The following is a 19,502-nucleotide window of genomic DNA, read 5'->3' as shown; positions in this document are numbered from 1 at the left end:
AAAAAAACATCCTTAGAAAGGATGCTTTACTTCGGCACTACTTGACAGACTGAAAACAATTTTTCATCAATCACTTCATTCAGCGTATGGTGAATATCATCATTTGTCAATTGTTCGAGCGTCGGGACAACATCAAACAAATTCATTTCGTTAAAGGAATAGCGGGTGAATTGGTTCGCAATATATTCCGGTGAATTAATCGCTCTTAAAAAAGAACCGATTTTCTTTTTCTTGGCATTCTCAAGACGTTCTGCAGGAATTCCTTCCTGTTTTGCCTTAAGCAGCGTATTCTTAATTTCCTCAGCCAGCTGATCGGGCTGATCTGTATCTCCGCCTATCATTGCAAAGCCAAAACCGTTCTCTTCTGTGTAATCAAAACTGAATGTGTCATCAATAAGACCATTCTCATAGAGCTGGGTATAGGTGTCAGTGCTTTTTCCAAAAACCATATCAAGAATCAGATTCATTGACAGTTCGTGTTTTAAAAGCTCCTCACCGGACCGATCTGCCTGTTTGGCCTTTAATCCAACTAAACACTTAGAAGATTGAACGTTCATTTTTAGTTTTTCTAATGGTTTTGCAACAGTATCCGGCTCATCCACTTCAGCACGTTTGATTTCAGATTGAGGTTTAAATTCTTTCTTATCCTGATTTTCACGGATTTGGGAAAGAATTTGCTCTGGATCGATCGGACCAACAACAAAAAGCAGCATATTGCTTGGATGGTAAAACGTATTGTAGCATTCGTAGAGCAGGTCTTTCGTAATTTTTGAAATTGATTCAACGGTTCCTGCAATATCAATTCCTACCGGATGTTTATGAAACATATTCTGAATTAATCCAAAATAGAGTCTCCAGTCAGGGTTGTCATCGTACATATTAATCTCCTGTCCGATGATGCCTTTTTCTTTCTCAACCGATTTTTCGCTAAAATAAGGCTCCTGAACGAAATCGATGAGCGTTTCTAAATTCTTCTCGACATTTGACGTGCTTGAAAATAGGTAAGCCGTTCGTGTAAACGATGTAAAAGCATTAGAAGACGCACCCTGTTTGCTGAAATCTTGAAAAACATCACCGTCTTCTTTTTCAAACAGCTTATGCTCTAAAAAATGAGCGATCCCATCTGGAACTACTTTCATTTCATTTTGGTCAAGAGGCACAAATTGATTATCGATTGAACCGTATTTTGTTGTAAATGTTGCATAGGTCTTATTAAAACCTTTTTTTGGAAGGACATATACATCAAGTCCATTTTTCATTTTTTCATAAAAGAGTTCTTCTTGAAGCTGATCAAACTTTATGGATTTTGTCATTGTGCACCCTCCATTCCTTTTAAGAAATAGATCGTATCAAGCTGAATCTTTTCAGCTGCCGCGATGATTTCCTCTTTTGTAACCTTTTCAATGCCCTGCAGATATTTATCAAAAGGTTCATTTATATTGGAAATCACGTTATGATAGAGAACTTCAACAGATCCGTATGAAGTATCAATCGTTTCAAGGAGCTGATTTTTAATGACTGCTTTAGTCTGTTCAATATCTTTTTCTTCAAAATCTCCAGTTTTCATTGCTTCGAGCTGTTCTTTAATAATCGTTACCGCACGTTCATAATTGGCAAATTCTATTCCTGACATAACCATTAAGAGTCCTTTGTGACTTTCAACTCTTGAAGCGGCATAGTAAGCAAGGCTTTCTTTTTCACGGACATTTATGAAAAGCTTTGAATGCGAAAATCCGCCGAAAATGCCATTGAACACTTGAAGAGCATAATAAGATTGGTCGCCATATGTGCAGTTGGTGCGATAGCCGATGTTCAATTTCCCTTGTTTAACATCCTGATTTTCAATCACTTCATTAGGCTCTGAAATCTCTTTTTCAGTAATGGATTTTTCTACAGATTGGTGAGCATTTTCGCTGAATGTAAAGAATCTTTTTGTATATTCGCTGACCTCTTCTGCCGAAACATCGCCAACAACATACAAATCCATTTTATCTTCTTTTAAAGCTTTTTTATAATACTCATACAGACTTGCAGATGTAATTTGTTCTAGATGATCTATCTCCCCGTTTACATGAAGGCGATAAGGTTCATCCTTGCACATCTCTTGAACAAGTCTTAAATTGGAATATCTCATTTTGTCATCATATACAGCCTGAATGCGCTGTTTCATTGTCCGTTTTTCCTGATTTATGATTTCATCAGGGAATGACTCATCCTTTACAACTGGAGACAGGATGATTTCAGACAGCAGCTGAAGCGCTTTTTCCAGCAGGGGTGTCTGATCTGATAAAAAGCGTTCATTTGCAACTTCAATCCGGATCGATATGATATGATGATCGCCTTTTTTTGATAAATCCACAAATAAAGTCGCTCCGTAAAGCTCATCAAGATGCTTTCTAAGCTCCGTGCTGGTCGGAAAAGATTTCGTGCCCCGCTGCAGCACGTAAGGCAGCAGCGCTCTGAACGTGACATCCTCTTCGTTCAGCGGTGCCAGCATTTTAAATACAAGTGAATTTGTTTTAAATTTATTCGTTTGAACGGTGTGCAGTGTTAACCCATTAATTGTTTCAATTTGTTCTTTTAAAAAATCCATTGTAAGCCTCCTTGCGTGACAGATTCCATTTTATTTTTTCCTGTTTTATAAATTAGCGTATGGATTCATTCTAGTAATTATATCAACTTTAGGATAATTAAGGAAATGTAAACCTTGAATCAATAAATAAAGAAAAGACGCAATGCAGCCAATTTACGTCTTAAGCATGCTTTAAAGCATTACTATTTTACTTCCGCAACAATCAGATAAATAACCCGCAGCCGGTATGAGAAGAATTGCAACAACAGAATAAACCGTTATTATGTGAGACACTTGTAGGGCTGAGATGCCTAATCGATTATGGGCAAAAATCGGAATTAACATTGAATTTCCAAGTGTCATCACACCGGAACAGATGACAAAACAATATAAGATCAAGCTTCTTTTTCGCTCCCATTCTTTTCACCTTTGTTTCGCAGTCTATTGCATTGTTTAGATTTTGCCTCTAATAGAAAAAACTATACTCTGGCACCGAAATAACTGCTCTTTGCGATTACTGAAAATAAAAAAGCGGCCTGACCTCAATAAATGAGGCCAAGCCGCTTTAAGTCTGTTTAGCGTTTTCCTTTTTCGTAAGGAGTTCCAAGAGCTTTTGGTGCATCTGCACGACCAATGAATCCAGTTAAAGCCAGGATTGTTAAAACGTAAGGAGTAATTAACAAGTACATTGTCGGTATGCCTTCAAGCAATGGCAGCTGCCCGCCGATTACGCTCAAACCCTGAGCCAGTCCAAAGAAAATGGCAGCTCCCATAGCACCAAGAGGATGCCATTTACCGAAGATAAGAGCAGCAAGAGCCATGAACCCCTGTCCGCTGATTGTTGCATGGCTGAAATCACGAGCAATGATTGTCGCATAAACAGCACCGCCGACACCCGCGAAAGCTCCGCTTAAAATAACGCCGATATAACGCATTTTTACAACATTAATACCCATCGTATCTGCTGCCATCGGATGTTCTCCGACTGAACGCAAGCGAAGACCAAATGGTGTTTTATACATGACAAACCAAACGGCAAACGCTGTAATAATCGCAATGTAAGTTGTTATATATCCATTTGAGAAAAAGAGCGGTCCGATTACAGGTATATCGCTCAGCAGCGGTATATCCATTTTGCTGAAACTTTCTGTAATGCGATCGGTTTGTCCTTTTCCGTAAAACAATTTTACGAGGAAAAGCGATAAACCAATGGCAAGAAAGTTAATGGCTACTCCGCTTACAACCTGATCAGCACGGAATGTGATCGACGCTACGGCATGAAGAATGGAAAGCAGCGCTCCTGCACCCATCGCAACTAAAATGGAAAGCCACGGGGTTGCATCTCCTAATGCGTCGGCATATGTCAGGTTAAAAACGATGGCAACGAAGGCTCCAATAACCATTAATCCTTCTAGGCCTATATTAACTACTCCGGACCGTTCACTGAACATGCCTCCAAGTGCAGTGAAAATAAGCGGAGCGGCAACAAATAACGCTGTAGGGATGATGAGTTCTAGCATTTGCAGAATGCTCACTTATTTCCCCTCCTTCTTGAAACGCAGTAAAATCCAACGTATGAAATAGCTTGAAGCAACGAATAGAATAATTAGGGCAATAACAATTTCAACAAGCTCATAAGGCACTCCGGCTTCAGACGGCATGTTAAGTGCCCCAACTTTTAAACCGCCAAATAAGGCAGCTGCGAAGATGATGCCGAGGGCTGTGTTTCCTCCCAAAAGGGCTACAGCGATTCCATCAAATCCGACACCAGTAAATCCTCCTTTAACTGAAACATACTGGAATGTTCCAAGTCCTTCCATTGCACCGGCAATTCCTGCAAATGCCCCTGAAATGACCATCGAAAGGATAATGTTGCGGCTTACATTCATACCTGCATACTGTGCAGCATCCTGATTAAACCCAACTGATCTGAGTTCATATCCTTTAGTTGTCTTCTCAAGCAGGAACCACATGACTAGAGCTCCAATTAACGCAAGGAATATTCCATAGTGCATTCTTGAATAGTCTGTCATTGTCTGAAAGAATTCAGAGCTTAATGATGCAGAAGGGAAAATATTTTCAGATTTATCCCCTTTATCAGATAAAACATACTGAATTAAATGGTTTGTTAAATATAAGGCAATATAGTTCATCATGATCGTCACGATTACTTCATGAACCTTGAATTTCGCTTTCAATAGTCCTGGTATGAATCCCCATAACGCACCAGCTAAGGCAGCAACGATAATTGCCAGCGGCAAATGAATGATTTTTGGAAGTTCAAATGCTACCCCGACCCATACAGCTGCAAACCAGCCGACAATCAGCTGTCCTTCAACTCCGATATTGAATAAACCTGTGCGGAATGCAAAAGCTACAGCAAGTCCGGCAAAAATATATGGAGTTAACTGCCGAATGGTTTCGCCGATATAGTAGGTATCTCCGAAGATTCCGTTCCATAATGCTGAGTAGCCTGCTACTGGGTCATATCCGGTTACGAGCATAATAATCGCTCCGCAGATCAATCCAAGCAAAACAGCAATTACGGGTACAATAATATTAAAATAGCGTGCTATATTCATGATGATGCACCTGCTTCCCTGCGGCTGCTTCCTGCCATGAGCAAACCTAGCTCCTGCTCAGTTGTCTCTTTTGGATTTACAATCGCAACGATTTTCCCTTCATATATAACAGCGATCCGGTCGCTTACATTCATGATTTCCTCAAGTTCAAAGGAGATGAGAAGTACAGCTTTTCCTTTATCTCTCTGCTCAATTAATCGTCTATGAATGAATTCAATCGCCCCGACATCAAGTCCCCTTGTTGGCTGTGCTGCAATCAGCAAATCAGGATCTCTGTCCACTTCACGGCCAATGATGGCTTTTTGCTGATTTCCTCCTGAAAGTGCACGTGCAAGGGTTGAACTGCTTGGAGTTCTGACATCAAACTCTTTGATCAGCTTTTCAGCTTTGTCATAAATCGCTTTAAAATTCAGCACGCCTTTTTTTGAATAAGGCTTCTGATAATAAGTTTGCAGGACCATATTTTCACCGACCGGAAAATTGAGCACCAATCCATGCTTGTGACGATCCTGAGGGATGTGTCCTACACCAGCTTCAGTAATCTGACGCGGACGCTGATTTCGGATATCTTTACCATTTAAAAGAATGGAGCCTGACTCTGAAGTCATTAATCCGGTAATAGCTTCAATCAATTCTGATTGACCGTTTCCGTCCACTCCAGCGATACCGACAATTTCACCTGCTTTAACAGATAGATTCAATGAATCAATAACGGTTACATTCCGGCTGTCTTTAACAACAAGGTCTTCAATTTTCAGCACTTCTTCCGCTGGAACAGCTTCTTTTTTTTGCGTAGTAAAGAGAACCTCTCTTCCTACCATCAGAGCTGCGAGTTCGTTTGGATTTGTCTCGGCTACATTCACAGTGCCGATTCCTTCACCTTTTCGAATAACGGTTACACGGTCACAAACTTCCATAATTTCTTTCAGTTTATGAGTAATCAATATGATTGATTTGCCTTCTTTGATGAGTGTTTTCATGATGCCGATCAATTCTTTGATTTCCTGTGGAGTAAGCACTGCTGTCGGCTCATCAAAAATTAAAATCTCGGCACCGCGGTAAAGCGTTTTTAAAATCTCCACACGCTGCTGCATTCCAACAGAAATATCACTTATTTTTGCAGCAGGATTTACAGCAAGTCCATATTTCTCTGAGATTTCTTTTACTTGCTTTTCTGCATCCTTCAAATTGATTTTTCCTGTTTTCGTAGGCTCATTGCCTAGAATAATATTTTCAGTAACTGAAAAATTATTGACAAGCATGAAATGTTGGTGTACCATACCTATTCCCAGATCATTTGCAATGTTAGGGTTGGTAATATTCACAGTCTTGCCTTTTACTCTTATCTCGCCTTTTTCAGGCTGATATAGACCGAATAGAACGTTCATTAAAGTCGATTTCCCTGCGCCGTTTTCTCCCAAAAGCGCGTGAATTTCGCCTTTTTTTACCTGTAAATTGATATTATCGTTTGCGACGATCCCTGGAAATTCTTTGCGAATTCCAAGCATTTCAATTACATATTCCAACATGATCACTCCTTTTTCCTGAAGCTCATTGATGATTAAGATGATAGATGTTAGGAAATTTATGTTTACCCTTGTATAAATAGTTGCATTGACTCCCTTTAAAAATCACCAACTAAAAATCTATAATCCAATCAATTAATGATGGGCAGATTGAACTGTTTTTTTATTATAGACTTTTAGTCAGGCCACTTTTCAGGCTAATAAAAAGGCTAGTTTGTTCCTAGCCTTTTTATCAGAAATATTGTTTATTGCTTATTCAAAAGGAACTTTAATTTCACCGTCGATGATTTTTTGCTTGTATTCATCAACTTTAGCAATAACTTCTTCAGATAAGTTATCTTGTGTCGGAGCAATTCCTACACCGTTTTCTTTAAGACCATATTCAATGATCTCTCCACCAGGGAAGTCGCCGTTTTTAGATTTTTCAGCTAAGTCTTTAACAGCAACGTCAACGCCTTTAACCATAGAAGTAAGTGTTACGTTGAAGCCGTCGCCTTCGCCAAGCTCATGCTGATCGCGGTCAACTCCGATAACCCAAGCATCTTTGTCAGGGTTTTTCGTTTTCAAATCAACTGCTGCCGTGAATACTCCGTTTCCAGCTCCGCCTGCTGCGTGATAAATAACGTCTGCGCCTTGTCCGTACATGATTTCAGCAACTTGCTGCCCTTTAGCTGCATCACTGAACGTACCAGCATACTGAACGATTACTTCTGCGTCAGGATTAGCTGCTTTAACGCCTTCTACAAATCCAACTTCAAACTTTTTGATTAATGAGCCTTCGATTCCGCCAACAAATCCTACTTTGTTTGATTTTGTTGAAAGTCCGGCAGCAACACCCACAAGGTAAGAGCCCTCATGCTCTTTAAAAGTGATGCTTGCTACGTTAGGCTTGTCTACTACGCTGTCAACGATTGCAAATTTAGCATCCTTTTGCTGATCAGCGATTTTTGTAACAGCATCTGTCATTAAGTAGCCGATTCCATAAACTAAATCGAATTTTTGACGAACTAATTTGTTTAAGTTTGTTTCATAATCTGCGTCACTTTGAGATTGAAGGTAATCAAATCCGCCTGTCCCTTTTTCAAGACCATTGTCCTCACCGAAAGACTGAATGCCTTCCCATGCAGATTGGTTAAATGATTTGTCGTCAACTCCGCCTGTATCTGTAACCATTGCAACAGAGAAGCCTTCTTTTTTGTCTCCACCTGCTTTATCTTTATCTTCAGATGATCCGCATGCGCTAAGCAAAGTACCCGCAGCAAGAACAAGTGACAATGTTAATCCTAATCGTTTTTTCACGTTCATTTTCCCCCTAAATATTAGTTTGAAACAATTGTTTAATAAGAGCCTAAGTCCAAAACACCTTCGTCCTTGGAACCACCTCCTTATAGTTGCAAGCATAATTACAAGCGCTTTCTTACCACATGGAAGCTAAATTGATCAGCGCGGAAGTAATTCAGTGAAAATAAAACAGGTTGATCGTTTTCATCAAAATGCATTTGTTTTAAACATAAAAGGGCGGTTTCAGGATCACATTCAAGAATTGGGGAAATCTTTTCGTGGTATCCAATTGGTTCTATGTGAGTTATAGCATAAGAAATATAGCGCCCAGCCTCTTCATGAAGCAATTCAAAAAGTGATTCCTGCTCGTGAATGAACGACTGGGGCAGGATGTTTCTTGGAATTTTGTCAAGACAATACACAACAGGCTTTCCATTTGCCGTTCTGACGCGTTCCAGGAGAAAGATATCTTCACTTGTTCGGCATTTAAAGCGCTTAACATCTTCTTCTGTAGGACTGTTTACTTGAGAAGACAGGAAGATTGTTCCGGGAACCATGTTTGCCTGTTCAATCATCTTTGTCACACTATTTAATTGTTCGATACCAGAGGTGAACAGCGGTTTGGAGTTTATGAACGTGCCAACGCCATGGCGTCTAATAATAACGTTTTCTTCTTCAAGAATGCGAAGTGCTTCTCTCAGCGTCGCGCGGCTGACTCCGAGTTTCTTTGAAAGCTCAAACTCTGAGGGGAGTTTTTCTTTTTCAACATACGTGCCATTTTCAATATCTTCTTTAATTTTATCAATGACTTGCAAATATAAATGACGGTTATCTGTTTTTATAGTCATATTATGCCTCCGTCTAATCGATTCAATCCAGAGATCAGACATCTGATGTTATACCCTTTCTCTAATCGAAAATAATATACCATGTATTCTGAAATAAATAAATAGTAAATTATTAAATTTGTCGAAAATTGATAGCCCTTTCTCACTAGATCTTATTTTTTTATAGAGAATTCTTCACAAAAAAGACTGGTTTATTCTATTCAATATTTACTATTTTCAGTTTTTATTCTTCATTGGACAAAAAAAAGAAAGGCACGCAGCGCCTTTCTTTACGAACTTACTTCATCATAATGATCTTTAGAAAGCAGAACTTCTCTAGGCTTGCTTCCTTCGTATGGACCAACTACGCCCCGGTCTTCCATTGCATCAATCAATCTCGCAGCTCTCGTATACCCTACTCTGAAGCGTCTTTGCAGCATCGATACAGATGCTGTCTGCATTTCCAGAACTAACTGAACAGCATCATCATAAAGATCATCATTGACCTCTTCCTTTACTTCTGCTGTTTCGCTCGGAATCATTTCCTCCTGATATTGAGCTCTCTGCTGAGAAATCACGTAAGATACAACGTGCTCGACTTCTTCATCTGATAAAAATGCTCCCTGTACCCTTACTGGTTTTGATGCCCCTACCGGAAGAAACAGCATATCCCCGCGTCCAAGCAGCTTCTCTGCCCCGCCCATGTCAAGAATCGTTCTGGAATCTGTCTGGGACGAAACGCTGAAGGCAATTCTTGATGGTATATTTGCTTTAATAACACCCGTAATAACATCGACAGAAGGACGCTGGGTGGCAATAATTAAATGAATGCCCGCTGCCCGCGCCATTTGTGACAGGCGCGTGATGGAATCTTCCACATCTGAAGAGGCTACCATCATCAAGTCTGCGAGCTCATCCACAATCACAACGATATAAGGAAACTCCGGATTTTTCGTTCCTTCTTCTAAATTTGATCTTCTAATATACTCATTGTAGCCTTCAATATTTCTTGTCCCTGTATGAGAGAAAAGTTCATATCTTCTCTCCATTTCATTTACTACCTTTTTTAATGCCTGAGATGCTTTTTTCGGATCTGTAACGACTGGCGCTAATAAATGCGGGATTCCGTTATACACATTCAGCTCTACCATCTTAGGATCAATCATCATCATTTTCACTTCATGTGGCTTTGCTCTCATCAGGATGCTTGTAATGATGCCGTTGATGCAGACACTTTTACCGCTGCCTGTAGATCCGGCAACAAGAAGATGAGGCATTTTGTTCATTTCGGCAAGAACTGCATCCCCAGATATATCTCTGCCGAGTCCCATAAGAAGCTTAGCCTCCGGACGGTCATTTGCTTTCGATTCAAGCACTTCACGCAGAGATACCATAGCAATCTCTGAATTAGGAACTTCGATACCAATTGCTGATTTTCCTGGTATAGGCGCTTCTATCCGAATGTCTTTGGCAGCAAGTGCAAGTGCTAAATCATCACTAAGATTCACAATTTTACTTACCTTTACGCCCACATCAGGATAAACTTCATATTTCGTTACAGCTGGACCTAGATGAACTTGTGTTACTTTCGCTTTTACCCCAAAGCTCTGAAATGTTTTTTCGAGCTTGCGTGCATTTTCATATATGTTCTTTTTATCCGTTTGCTGACTGTTGACCTTTGGCTGTGATAAAAGATCAAGGGATGGCAGCAGATACGATTTATTCTCTACTTCAGTGAAAGTAATCGGCGGTACTGCCGGCTCATCGGCAGTTTCAGTTTCAGCCTTCTTTTTAGGAGTTCTGACAGGGGGCTCAGGCTTATCCTGTTCCTGATCAAATGCTTTAATTTCAAGGTCATCCCGGTCTGCAAAACTTGAAATAATCGGCTCAATATGAACGATTTCAGCTTCTTCTTCCTCATCAGGTTCCTCTTTATGCCTTCGCTCTTTTTTATCTTTTTTAGGTTTTGAGGTTTCAGCTTTTTTTGCATTTTTTATTGATTGAGGGAGGTTTTTCATATCTTCGTAAAAGGCAATGGCCTGCGTTTTCATAAAACGCAGAAATGGCGCAATGATTTTGCCGAGTGTTAAACCGAGAGATCTCCCAGTAACAAGCACAATTCCTATTAAGATCAGAATAAATGAAATGATTCGTGATCCCGCTGCTGCAAATAAGTAATAAGATGCTGCAAAAAGAATGGCTCCAATCATTCCGCCCCCAAGATCAGGGGTTCTTATCTGCCCGTTAACCTCCATAAAAAAAAGTTCCCACGTGTTGGTTATGACGCTCGGTGAAGAGAGCGCCCCTTTTTTTGTAAGCATCTGAAACAGCGTGACATGACTGAGAAGCAAGATAGCAGAAAGGATACAATACAAACCTACTATCTGTCTTGAAAATAAAGACGGCCATCTTCTGTTCCACATGACATAACCGGAAAGAACAAGCATGCCGATTAAGGCTGCCATATACCATTCACCAATAAAAAATCTGAACAAGTAAACGAACGTTTTTCCGACAAAGCCTAAATTTGAAATCGCAATCAGGGAAATAGCCAGAAGAACTAATCCGATTAATTCAAACTTCAAAGTATGCCGCCAATCATCTGTTTTTTTCTTTTGTCTCCGTTTTTGTTTTGCCATTAGTTATCACCTATGTATTAAATTTGCTAATGGCTGATTTCGCATAAATTGCTGTGAATCAGTCCCAGCATTTCCGTTTATGTTGAGCTTTTTGCATATAAAAAGCAGATATCATTATTGATTATAAAAAATCCAGAAGCCGGTTTTTAACATAGACTGAAACAGTAAAATTTTACGAAAAAAGCCTTTATAAACAAAGAAAGCAGCCAAATGCAGGCTGCGGACATGTTTGTGTAAAATTAGTATAGCATATTATGAGGAAAACGAGAATGTCATAGAAATTTTTTGTCCCGGAGAGTACTGCACGTTTAGAAAATCCTGCGGATCCGTACTTAAAAGCCGGACAATTTCATATTGATTCTGTTCGGTCTGTCTGACAACCATTTGCAGTCCATTCATTTCGATGGTTGAAACACTCTCAAAATCAGCAGTTTGTACAGGGAATATGAGCTCTTCAGGCATGGATGTGTATAAGATCATTGCAGCATTTGCTCCTCGCCGGATTCGTCTTTCTTTCCAATCATTTCATTTAACTTCATGATCGCCTGGCCAACACCGCCGACTCCGTCTATAAGCCCGTAATCTACTGCGTCATTGCCGACAACATTTGTCCCGATATCCCGAGTTAAATTTCCTTTTGAAAACATGAGTTCTTTAAACTTTTCTTCAGTAATATTTGAGTGTTTTGTTACAAAATTAACAACCCGATCCTGCATTTTGTCCAAATACTCAAACGTCTGCGGCACTCCGATGACTAAACCAGTTAATCTGACTGGATGTATCGTCATAGTTGCTGTTTCTGCTATAAAAGAATAGTCGCAAGAAACCGCAATTGGCACGCCAATTGAATGGCCCCCGCCTAAAACAATTGAAACAGTAGGCTTTGATAAAGATGCAAGCATTTCAGCTATTGCAAGACCTGCTTCAACGTCTCCGCCAACAGTATTAAGGACAATAAGGAGGCCTTCTATTTTTGGATTTTGCTCAATGGCAACGATTTGCGGGATGACATGCTCATATTTAGTCGTTTTATTTTGGGGAGGAAGCTGAATATGTCCTTCTATCTGCCCGATGATCGTCAGGCAATGAATTCTTGCATCCTGGGATAATTGCGGGACATTTGTCTGTCCAAGCTGCTGAATTTTTTCAACTAGAGAAGGTTCCTTCCCCTCTTGTTTATCCCCATTCTGTTCTGAATTTTCCTGTATGTAGCGGGAATCTTTGCTCATGTTGCTTCACCCTTCCTTTCATCAATGTTTTTATTATTCGCAGGTGTCCCTGAAAACATTCGAAAGGGGTAAAAATTAGGTCCTTTACAAAAAGGAGCCTTTAAAAAGGCTCCTTTTGTTTAGATTTCCATGATGATCGGTAAAATCATCGGTCTGCGCTTTGTTTGTTCAAATAAGAAACGATTCAGCGCCTCGCGGATATTTAATTTTAAAGCAGACCATTCAATTCCATGGCCCTGCATGCTTTTTTCAACAATTTCAGTTACCATTTCAGAAGCTTTTAAAATAAGTTCTTCTGATTCCCTGACATAGACAAATCCTCTAGAAATAATCTCAGGTCCGGAAATCATTACTTTTTTAGAGCGATCGAGTGTAACTACAACAATGAGAATGCCGTCCTGAGAAAGAAGTCTCCGGTCTCTCAGCACAATGTTTCCAATATCGCCAACGCCCAATCCGTCTATCAGAACATTCCCTGAAGGCACTTTAGATATAGATTTAACTTTATGCTGTGAGAACTCAATCACATCGCCTTTTTCAACAACGAAAATATTCTCATTTTCTATTCCGGCAGATTTAGCAAGTTTAGCATGTGCTTTTTGCATTTTGTACTCGCCGTTAATCGGAATAAAGTATTTTGGCTTCATCATATTCAGCATCAATTTTAATTCTTCCTGGCTGCCGTGTCCTGATACATGGATTTGCTTTTGTCCGAAAATGACATTGGCACCAGCGCGGTAGAGTAAATCGACTGTCTTAGAAAAATGAAGCTCATTTCCTGGAACAGGTGTCGCAGAGATAATAACTGTATCATCTTTTTCAATTCGGATTTGTTTATGCGCGCCTTTTGCCATACGGGTTAATACAGTGAGTGGTTCTCCCTGATGACCTGTTGTCAGAATCGCTACTTCATTTTTAGGATATTTATCTATATCTTGGACGGGTATGATTAAATTTTCACTTTCAGTGATGTATCCTAAATTTTTTGCAATTTCATAAACATTTTTTATTGAATTTCCAAGCAGGACTAGTTTTCTCTTATTATCAGATGCAGCTTCAATCACCTGAACGATGCGGTTGATGTTTGATGCGTAAATCGCTACAATCGTTCTTCCATTTGCATTGTACATAGCATCTGTTATCTCATGCCCCACAACGGTTTCAGAAGCTGTAAAGCCTGGCCGTTCAGCATTTGTACTGTCAGACAGAAGGCAAAGGACACCTCGCTCTCCGATCAAGGCCATTTTGCCTAAATCAGAGCTTGTATTAAGCACAGGAGTTGTATCAAATTTAAAATCTCCCGTGTGCACAATCGCTCCCAGTGATGTATGGAAGCATACTCCGACTGAATCAGGGATGCTGTGAATCGTTCTGAAGAAAGATACATTCACGCCATCAAAATCTAAAACAGTGGTGGAATCAACTTCCTGATAATCTGTTTTTTGTTTCGGATTTAGTTCTTTAACTTTTTGGGACACTAAAGCAAGAGTCAGTTTTGTTCCATAAACCGGAATGGACAGATGTCTCAGCACATAGAAAACGCCGCCAATGTTCTCGTCGTGACCATGTGTTAAAAAGATGCCCTTCACCCGATCTGCATTCTCCCGCAAGTATGTAATGTCAGGAATGACCATATCAATCCCTAACATCCCGGCTTCTGGATACATTAATCCAGCATCAACGATAAAGATGTTATGATCGATTTCAATGACATACAAATTCTTGCCAATTTCTCCAACTCCGCCTAGGGCAATAATCTTGATGTTTTCTGTCTGTTTATTCAATTAGTAATCCTCCCTGAACCCGTCCAATACAACTAATGCTTATTATAACTGATGAAAGAAATGGAATACAAGGAAATAATCTCTTGCGGCTGAAATCTAAGCAGGAAATGAAAAGAAAATGAGGAAATATTCATATATTGATGTAAAAAAGGACCAATCCATGATTGGTCCTCTGGTTTTAGATGGAAGTGATAACATTCGTCAGTTCATTTCTTTCCGTTTCAGTTAATGAGATGAGCGGCAATCTTACAGGTCCGACGTCCAGGCCTTTAAGCTGAAGAGCAGTTTTAACCGGTACCGGATTAGGGGCTTTAAATAGCTGCTTCATAATGGGGAGCAGCTGACGATGAATGGCGCCTGCTCTTACATTTTCACCCGCGTTAAAAGCTGTGATCATTTCCTGCATTTCATTGCCGATTACATGTGATGCTACAGAAACAATCCCCGCACCCCCGATTGAAAGAACAGGAAGTGTTAAGCCGTCATCTCCAGAATATAATGCAAAGTCCTCTGGAGTTTTTGAGATAATTTCAGACATTGCATCCAAATCACCGCTCGCTTCTTTCACAGCGACCACATTTGGAAGCTCTGCAAGGCGGACAATGGTATCAGGAGAAATACTTACTGCTGTGCGTCCCGGGACATTGTAAATCATTACAGGAAGCTCAGTTGCCTCTGCAATGGTTTTAAAATGCAGGTATAGCCCTTCTTGATTCGGCTTATTGTAGTAAGGTGCTACAAGCATAACTGCGTCAACTCCTGCAGCTTCTGCCTTTTTTGTAAGGTTGATTGATGCTTTTGTATTGTTGCTTCCCGTACCGGCAATAACAGGCACTCTGCCGTTCACTTCAGAGACAACATGCTTGAATAATGCAATCTTTTCTTCTGATGTGAGTGTAGGAGATTCCCCAGTTGTTCCTGCCACAACTAATGAGTCAGACCCATTCTTAATTAAAAAATTTACAAGCTGTGAAGTTTTAGCAAAATCAATGTTTCCATTTTTATCAAATGGGGTTACCATAGCTGTAGATATCTTACCAAAGTCAATCATTGTGACACTCCTTTTTTATCCTCTTCAAGTCTTTCAGCTAGTTCGAGAGATCGAACGCATCATGAAGAGCGTTTACTGCATTGATCATATCCTCTTCTTTTACCAATACCCAAATTGTCGTATGACTATCTGCGGATTGAAGAATTTGTATTCCCTGTTCAGACAATGCCGTTACAATTTTTGCAGTTACACCGGGCACTCCTGCTATTCCCGCTCCAACTGTAGAAACTTTTGCACAATGTCTTTTGACGGATGGTTCATAATCCATGCCTCTTAATATTTTTATGGCATCGTCCGTTACTTCTTCAGCAACTGTATAAATGACAGATCTTGGCGTAATATTGAAGAAATCCACGCTGATTCCTGCACGCGCCATTGATTTAAATACCTCAGTCTGCACCTCGTATTGACCTTCTTTGGCAGATACATGGATCTGTGTGACATTCGACACATTGGCGATTCCGGTGATCAGTCTGTCATTAATATCACTGCCCAAATTTTCCGAATGATGGGATGTAACAAGTGTACCAAGGCCTTCGGAATAGGTGGAGCGGATTCTGATTGGAACTTTTGCCTGCATCGCAATTTCAACAGCTCTGGGGTGAATAACTTTTGCACCCTGATAAGCCAAGTTGCAAATCTCAGTATACGTTACTGTTGTAAGAGGCTTTGCATTTTCAACAATTCTTGGATCTGCGGTCATGACACCTTCTACATCTGTGAAAATATCAATAAATTCTGCTTCAAGTGCCGCTCCCAGCGCTGCTGCGGAGGTATCGCTTCCGCCCCTGCCGATGGTTGTTATATCTCCGCTCTTTGTAGCTCCCTGGAAGCCTGCTACTACAACCACGTCATTGTGATCAAGTTCCCTTCTAAGACGTTCGCACCTCATATCAAGGATTTTTGCATTTGTATAATCTTCATTTGTTAAAAATCCTGCCTGCGCTCCGCTCAGTGAAGATGCTGAAATTCCTTCTGACTTCAGCATGCTTGTGAAAACTACGGAAGAGATGGTTTCTCCGCAGGATAACAGCATATCCTGTTCCCGCTTTGAAATCGAAGCTGTTCCGCCGTATAGAAGATTTAAAAAGGAATCTGTCGCGTACGGGTCTCCGTTTCTGCCCATTGCTGAGACGACTACTACCACTTTATACTGCTCTTTTAATGCATCTCTTATATGTTTTAAAGCCATTTTCCGGCCGTGATCATCTTTAACAGATGTTCCGCCGAACTTTTGAACGATTATTTTCATCCTTACACCCCGACTCTATACGTAAGAGAAGAGAGCAGGTAATATGTACCCTCGCTCTCTTCGATCCTGCTTATACTAATTTCAATTTTACTAGGCTTTCTGCAATTTGAACGGAATTCCATGCAGCGCCTTTTAAAAGATTATCAGACACGATCCATAAATGGAAGCCGTTTGCACGATCAGGATCTTTGCGGATACGTCCTACAAACACATCATTTTTTCCTACACAGTCGGCAGGCATTGGATATGTTTGTGTATGCGGATCATCCTGAAGAGTAACTCCTGGTGCATCTTTTAATAATTCATGAATATCTTTCACGCTGACAGAATCTGAATCAAGTTCAATGTAAACAGATTCAGAATGACCAGTCTCTACCGGGATTCGCACGCACGTAGCTGCTATTTCAAGATTTGACATGTGCATGATTTTTTTCGTTTCATTCATCATTTTCATTTCTTCGAAAGTAAAACCATTTTCTTCAAACTTGTCAATTTGAGGAATCGCATTAAAAGCGATCTGAAAATGCTTTTTGTCCCCTTTTACAGGCAGAATTTCAGGAGTAAACTCTTCGCCTTTCAAGATTGCTTCCGACTGAGTTTTCAGTTCTTCAATTGCAGCGGCGCCTGAACCTGATACAGCCTGGTATGTCGATACGATTACTTTGTTTAAGCCATGAGCCTGACGCAAAGGTTCAAGGGCGACAACCATTTGTATGGTAGAGCAGTTTGGATTGGCAATAATGCCGTTATGTTCGTTTAAATCTTTCTCGTTTACCTCCGGAACAACAAGCGGAACATGCTCATCCATGCGGAAGGCACTAGTATTATCAACAACAATTGCCCCGTGCTTGACAGCTTCAGGAGCAAATTCTTTAGAAACACTGCCGCCTGCGCTGAAAAGTGCAATCTGTACGCCTTTAAAGCTGTCAGGGCTTGCAGCCTGAACTTCATATTCCTCTCCTTTAAACATCACTTTTTTGCCGGCTGATCTTGCAGAAGACAATAAAGTCAATTTAGAAATAGGAAAGTCACGCTCTTCCAACGTCTGCAGCATTTGCTGTCCGACCGCGCCTGTTGCGCCAAGAACAGCAACATGATAACCATTTGTATTCATACATCAAAACTCCTTCCGCGATTATCCGTATACTATCGGATTAACTTCATATCATATTGCGTATTAGTTTATCATAGACTAGGTGTATTCATTATTCAACCATGATTTTTCTTGCCTTCTATTCTACCAATTAGCAGGCTATTCGTCATCACGAAATTTTTCAATGATTACCGGCTGAAACTGCGAATGCTCTAATGCTGCTTCCACTGTTTCCAATAATAAGTCCATTTTAGCAACTAAAGAATTTGGCTTTTTAAATGGAGCATCCTGGCCAAATGGAATAAAATATATATTTTTTGCAGCCATCAGCTTCATTAGATTCGCACCATTTAAACCAAGCCCGTCATTCGTAGAAATGCCAAGTACAACCGGCTTATGGTTTCTTAAAGTAGCCTTCGCAGCCATCAGCACCGGTGATTCTGTCATAGCATTTGCAAGTTTGCTCATTGAATTTCCTGTCATCGGAGCAACAACCATGCAGTCAAGCGGAATTTTCGGTCCAAGCGGTTCGGCTCCTACAATTGAATCAATGACTTTATGACCTGTCAGCTCTTCAATCTTTTTTATCCACTCTTCCCCTTCGCCAAATCTTGTGTTTGTAACTTTTACCGTATTTGTGACGACAGGCATCACATCTGCTCCTTCGTCAATCAATCGTTTAATCTGCGGATAAACTGCATCATATGTGCAGTGAGACCCTGTCAATCCAAATCCGATTCTTTTGCCATTAACCTTCATGATGATGACCCCTTCCTTTTGGAGAATTCCTCTGTAAGCAGCGCAGCCAATACATTCGCCACAATCTGACCGGCCGTTTTCGGGGCAACTATTCCCGGAAGACCCGGTGCGAGCAATGCTTTTATGCCCCTTTTTTCAGCATATTTAAAATCCGTTCCTCCCGGCTTTGATGCAAGGTCAATAATCAGTGTGTGGGCAGGCATTTTAGAAATCACTTTTGCCGTCACGATGTGATAAGGAATCGTATTAATGCAGATATCTATTTGAGAAACTTCATTTTCAAGATCCTCAAGCTGAAAGGACTCAAGCCCCATTTCAATAATTCTTGCAATATGCGAAGACTTTCTTGCTCCAACCTTCACTTTTGCTCCAAGTGCCGAGAATGTACGGGCTACGCTCATTCCTACACGTCCAAGTCCAAGTACAGCAATTCTAGAACCGTGAATCGTAAAATCAGTGTGCTGAATAGCCATCATAATTGTTCCTTCTACGGTCGGAATGGAATTGTAGATCGCTACATCATCTCTTTCAAAAAGCTGAACAAGTTCCCGGTTCGATCCATCAATTATTCCGTCTAAGTATGAATTGCTGATTCCAGAATAAATGATGCAATGAGGAGGTGTTCTTTTGATGATTTCCTCCGTTAACACTACTTCTTCATTGGAGAAAATTGTATCGACGTGCCCCTCTAAATTCGTTCCGGGAACAGGCAAAATAATGACATCTATTTCTTCAAAATGCACTTCAGCAAGCTTCAATTTCGCGGCTCCGGTAAATCCATGATCAAGCTGGTCAAAGCCTACTAAAAAAAGCTTTGCATCTAGTTCCGTCAATTTCCGGATGACCTCCAGCTGCCGAGCATCTCCTCCAATGACTGCTATATTAAGCCCTGTTAACATACGACCCT

General features: G+C 40.5%; 16 protein-coding genes and 1 pseudogene. All 17 read right to left on the bottom strand.

Annotated elements, in window-relative coordinates:
* Positions 1 to 26: 26 nt before the first annotated feature.
* A complete protein-coding gene (gene yfmH, locus K8L98_RS11300; protein WP_223442472.1) occupies positions 27 to 1,313 on the bottom strand; it encodes an EF-P 5-aminopentanol modification-associated protein YfmH in 1,287 nt (428 codons plus the stop codon).
* Positions 1,310 to 2,593, bottom strand: coding sequence for an EF-P 5-aminopentanol modification-associated protein YfmF (yfmF, locus tag K8L98_RS11295; protein WP_223442469.1), 1,284 nt, complete (start codon positions 2,591 to 2,593; stop codon positions 1,310 to 1,312). Before yfmF ends, yfmH begins: the two co-directional genes overlap by 4 nt.
* A 174-nt stretch (positions 2,594 to 2,767) precedes the next feature.
* Positions 2,768 to 2,961 (bottom strand): annotated as a pseudogene (locus tag K8L98_RS11290) (MFS transporter); the annotation flags it as partial.
* A gap of 186 nt (positions 2,962 to 3,147) precedes the next feature.
* On the bottom strand, positions 3,148 to 4,092 hold the full coding sequence (locus K8L98_RS11285) for an ABC transporter permease (RefSeq protein ID WP_420828865.1): 945 nt from the start codon (positions 4,090 to 4,092) through the stop codon (positions 3,148 to 3,150).
* Between the two features lie 15 nt (positions 4,093 to 4,107).
* A complete protein-coding gene (locus K8L98_RS11280; protein ID WP_223442465.1) occupies positions 4,108 to 5,154 on the bottom strand; it encodes an ABC transporter permease in 1,047 nt (348 codons plus the stop codon).
* The gene (locus K8L98_RS11275) at positions 5,151 to 6,680 is read right to left on the bottom strand and encodes an ABC transporter ATP-binding protein (protein WP_223442463.1); all 1,530 of its coding nucleotides are present in this window, start codon (positions 6,678 to 6,680) and stop codon (positions 5,151 to 5,153) included. Before K8L98_RS11275 ends, K8L98_RS11280 begins: the two co-directional genes overlap by 4 nt.
* A gap of 252 nt (positions 6,681 to 6,932) precedes the next feature.
* The gene (locus tag K8L98_RS11270; protein ID WP_223442460.1) at positions 6,933 to 7,985 is read right to left on the bottom strand and encodes a BMP family lipoprotein; all 1,053 of its coding nucleotides are present in this window, start codon (positions 7,983 to 7,985) and stop codon (positions 6,933 to 6,935) included.
* Between the two features lie 98 nt (positions 7,986 to 8,083).
* The gene (locus K8L98_RS11265) at positions 8,084 to 8,809 is read right to left on the bottom strand and encodes a GntR family transcriptional regulator (protein WP_223442458.1); all 726 of its coding nucleotides are present in this window, start codon (positions 8,807 to 8,809) and stop codon (positions 8,084 to 8,086) included.
* Between the two features lie 269 nt (positions 8,810 to 9,078).
* On the bottom strand, positions 9,079 to 11,427 hold the full coding sequence (locus K8L98_RS11260) for an FtsK/SpoIIIE family DNA translocase (RefSeq protein WP_223442455.1): 2,349 nt from the start codon (positions 11,425 to 11,427) through the stop codon (positions 9,079 to 9,081).
* Positions 11,428 to 11,679: 252 nt separating this feature from the next.
* The gene (locus K8L98_RS11255; protein ID WP_223442452.1) at positions 11,680 to 11,907 is read right to left on the bottom strand and encodes a YlzJ-like family protein; all 228 of its coding nucleotides are present in this window, start codon (positions 11,905 to 11,907) and stop codon (positions 11,680 to 11,682) included.
* The gene (locus tag K8L98_RS11250) at positions 11,904 to 12,635 is read right to left on the bottom strand and encodes a ClpP family protease (RefSeq protein WP_420828864.1); all 732 of its coding nucleotides are present in this window, start codon (positions 12,633 to 12,635) and stop codon (positions 11,904 to 11,906) included. Before K8L98_RS11250 ends, K8L98_RS11255 begins: the two co-directional genes overlap by 4 nt.
* Positions 12,636 to 12,775: 140 nt before the next feature.
* The gene (locus tag K8L98_RS11245) at positions 12,776 to 14,440 is read right to left on the bottom strand and encodes a ribonuclease J (protein WP_223442448.1); all 1,665 of its coding nucleotides are present in this window, start codon (positions 14,438 to 14,440) and stop codon (positions 12,776 to 12,778) included.
* Between the two features lie 178 nt (positions 14,441 to 14,618).
* The gene (gene dapA / locus K8L98_RS11240; RefSeq protein ID WP_223442447.1) at positions 14,619 to 15,491 is read right to left on the bottom strand and encodes a 4-hydroxy-tetrahydrodipicolinate synthase; all 873 of its coding nucleotides are present in this window, start codon (positions 15,489 to 15,491) and stop codon (positions 14,619 to 14,621) included.
* A gap of 37 nt (positions 15,492 to 15,528) precedes the next feature.
* Positions 15,529 to 16,743, bottom strand: coding sequence for an aspartate kinase (gene dapG / locus K8L98_RS11235; protein WP_223442446.1), 1,215 nt, complete (start codon positions 16,741 to 16,743; stop codon positions 15,529 to 15,531).
* Positions 16,744 to 16,813: 70 nt separating this feature from the next.
* The gene (asd, locus tag K8L98_RS11230) at positions 16,814 to 17,857 is read right to left on the bottom strand and encodes an aspartate-semialdehyde dehydrogenase (RefSeq protein ID WP_223442445.1); all 1,044 of its coding nucleotides are present in this window, start codon (positions 17,855 to 17,857) and stop codon (positions 16,814 to 16,816) included.
* A gap of 138 nt (positions 17,858 to 17,995) precedes the next feature.
* Complete coding sequence (gene dpaB / locus K8L98_RS11225) at positions 17,996 to 18,595, bottom strand: dipicolinate synthase subunit B (protein WP_223442444.1); 600 nt, start codon at positions 18,593 to 18,595, stop codon at positions 17,996 to 17,998.
* A complete protein-coding gene (gene dpaA / locus K8L98_RS11220; RefSeq protein ID WP_223442441.1) occupies positions 18,592 to 19,494 on the bottom strand; it encodes a dipicolinic acid synthetase subunit A in 903 nt (300 codons plus the stop codon). The genes dpaB and dpaA overlap by 4 nt, the downstream gene beginning before the upstream one ends.
* Between the last annotated feature and the right edge of the window lie 8 nt (positions 19,495 to 19,502).

This window comes from Metabacillus dongyingensis (genome assembly GCF_019933155.2).
GTDB classification, from domain to species: Bacteria; Bacillota; Bacilli; order Bacillales; family Bacillaceae; genus Bacillus_P; species Bacillus_P dongyingensis.
This window is presented reverse-complemented; position numbering and strand designations above follow the sequence as displayed.

What these genes read in the sequence shown, in the direction of transcription:
- yfmH (WP_223442472.1), bottom strand. Translation starts at nt 1,313, where the DNA reads ATGACAAAATCCATAAAGTTTGATCAGCTTCAAGAAGAACTCTTTTAT.
- yfmF (WP_223442469.1), bottom strand. Translation starts at nt 2,593, where the DNA reads ATGGATTTTTTAAAAGAACAAATTGAAACAATTAATGGGTTAACACTG.
- K8L98_RS11285 (WP_420828865.1), bottom strand. Translation starts at nt 4,092, where the DNA reads ATGCTAGAACTCATCATCCCTACAGCGTTATTTGTTGCCGCTCCGCTT.
- K8L98_RS11280 (WP_223442465.1), bottom strand. Translation starts at nt 5,154, where the DNA reads ATGAATATAGCACGCTATTTTAATATTATTGTACCCGTAATTGCTGTT.
- K8L98_RS11270 (WP_223442460.1), bottom strand. Translation starts at nt 7,985, where the DNA reads ATGAACGTGAAAAAACGATTAGGATTAACATTGTCACTTGTTCTTGCT.
- K8L98_RS11265 (WP_223442458.1), bottom strand. Translation starts at nt 8,809, where the DNA reads ATGACTATAAAAACAGATAACCGTCATTTATATTTGCAAGTCATTGAT.
- K8L98_RS11260 (WP_223442455.1), bottom strand. Translation starts at nt 11,427, where the DNA reads ATGGCAAAACAAAAACGGAGACAAAAGAAAAAAACAGATGATTGGCGG.
- K8L98_RS11255 (WP_223442452.1), bottom strand. Translation starts at nt 11,907, where the DNA reads ATGATCTTATACACATCCATGCCTGAAGAGCTCATATTCCCTGTACAA.
- dapA (WP_223442447.1), bottom strand. Translation starts at nt 15,491, where the DNA reads ATGATTGACTTTGGTAAGATATCTACAGCTATGGTAACCCCATTTGAT.
- dapG (WP_223442446.1), bottom strand. Translation starts at nt 16,743, where the DNA reads ATGAAAATAATCGTTCAAAAGTTCGGCGGAACATCTGTTAAAGATGAT.
- asd (WP_223442445.1), bottom strand. Translation starts at nt 17,857, where the DNA reads ATGAATACAAATGGTTATCATGTTGCTGTTCTTGGCGCAACAGGCGCG.
- dpaB (WP_223442444.1), bottom strand. Translation starts at nt 18,595, where the DNA reads ATGAAGGTTAATGGCAAAAGAATCGGATTTGGATTGACAGGGTCTCAC.
- dpaA (WP_223442441.1), bottom strand. Translation starts at nt 19,494, where the DNA reads ATGTTAACAGGGCTTAATATAGCAGTCATTGGAGGAGATGCTCGGCAG.